Below are 1,944 nucleotides of genomic sequence, written 5' to 3' on the forward strand. Positions count from 1 at the left end.
AAACCAATCAATTGTATGCTCATTTAAGAGCTATTTCCCCCAATTATTCCTTGGAGTTTCCTAGTTCACTCTATAAGACTATGGCTACGACTGCAAAAGATACAACGACTACGAGACTGGACAGGATAATTGCATGGACAAATGGCTTCCATCCTGTTCGGGCAAACTGCCTTACATTCGTTTTCAAACCGATTGCTGCCAGAGCAATGACCATTAAAAATCGGCTGGCTTGTCGCATTGCACCACTTAGCTCTACTGGTATCAGTCCAATTGTATTCAGTCCTGCGAAAAGTACAAAACATGCGATGAACCATGGGAATAGCTTCTGCAATGACACTTTCTAATTCCACTGATTGGGCTGCTTCAGTTTCTGTCTGAAATAGATAGCAGAAAAAATAATTACGGTCGGTATGATAGCCAGTGTCCGGGTCAGTTTGACCATGGTCGCAATTTCTCCAGCTGCTTCTGAGAAAGCAAAACTTGCTGCAACAACACTTGAGGTGTCATTGATGGATGTCCCGGACCAGAAGCCGAAGAACTGATCGCTTAAAGACAGGAGCTGTCCAATGATAGGGTACAGAATGACCATTACCATGTCAAAGATAAATGTAGAAGAAATAGCATATGAGACATCGCCATCATCCGCTTCAATAACAGGTGCCATCGCTGCAATGGCTGATCCTCCACAAATTGCCGTTCCCGCAGCAATCATGTTGCTCAGCTTCCAGTTGATCTTGAACAGTCTGCCCAGTAAATACCCTCCTCCGAAAGCTGTCAGTAAGGTAAATAACAGAACGATCAATGTACGGCTGCCCACTTGAAGAATGATGGACATGTTCAAGGAAGATCCTAATAATATAATAGCAAATTTAAGTACTTTTTTTGAGGTGAATTGAACACCTTCATTCAATAGTTCAGGTTTGTAGTACAGTGCACGGAATCCTATGCCAATGAACATGGCTAAAACCGCTGAACCGATAAAATGCCCCGGAAGTATAGTTTCGATCAGAACAGCTATTACGGCTATCCCTGTCGCCAGCAAGAGTCCGGGAAGTTTTTTTGTCAATTGGGTCATTATGCTTCATCCCTTTCAGGTAATAACTGACTCATTATAACATTTTTTTATTCGGCTGAATGAGCAATTCTCGAATCTCTAATGAAAAGCTTTAAGAACCTTTCAAGTCGCATATTGTATCTGACGATTCAAATCTATAATCTGCCAATAAAAATAGACTTTAAATCAGCTGATTACAGGGTATTGCTTCCTGCTGCTGATTTAAAGTCCAGTCTACTTACCTTTCTGCTCTGCTTCTCATATTATCAAAGCCTACGATCGCTGAAGCAAGAAGATGGAATACAACTCCCACTCCCGAAATAATCGTCAGTAAGAACAGCTGATTTTCGTTTTCAATTATGATTCCTATATATGCCCAAGCAAATAGCAGAGGCATCTACATTCAGGCTGTCGATGAACAGGGTATGGTATGTCAAATCATCTATTGCCCTGTTCACCACATCCTCATTTTTTGAATTTAATACAGTATACTGTCCAGGACACATGGATACTCTTAAACCGTAATCTTTCACTTTTTCACCGATCCGCTCAAACTGTTCCTTAAAGAGTTGTGACCAGTCGAGGTCGTTAACGGAAAAATCAGAGCCGAATGGAATGATATCTGAGCTCATCCTGAACAGTCGGATATCATTTTGATTATTATAATCAATCATTGCTTCAAGGGTGGTCAGGTTGTGTTCGATAAGACTAAGCAGATTCTCTTCAGTCGCATTCTGCTTGCGGCAGGTTTTATAGCTGAGATCTGCAATTCCTCTTGGTGAACTACCCACCACTTAAATCCTTTGGATTTTGAAGTGAGGGCTTCCTACGAACTCCATTCTTATCTGCACAGACTTCATACAGACAGAGGAATCGGATAGGGGTAGGCT

General features: G+C 41.6%; 1 protein-coding gene and 1 pseudogene. Both read right to left on the reverse strand.

Annotation, left to right across the window (positions count from 1 at the left end; genetic code table 11):
- Window positions 1-70 precede the first annotated feature (70 nt).
- Window positions 71-1,075, reverse strand: a pseudogene (locus ABFX15_RS02690) (YeiH family protein).
- 332 nt (window positions 1,076-1,407) lie between these two features.
- Entirely contained in the window at window positions 1,408-1,845 is a 438-nt protein-coding gene (locus tag ABFX15_RS02695; protein ID WP_346023982.1) for a hypothetical protein, read from the reverse strand.
- Between the last annotated feature and the right edge of the window lie 99 nt (window positions 1,846-1,944).

Source organism: Alkalibacterium indicireducens (genome assembly GCF_039522005.1).
Lineage (GTDB): Bacteria > Bacillota > Bacilli > Lactobacillales > Carnobacteriaceae_A > Alkalibacterium > Alkalibacterium indicireducens.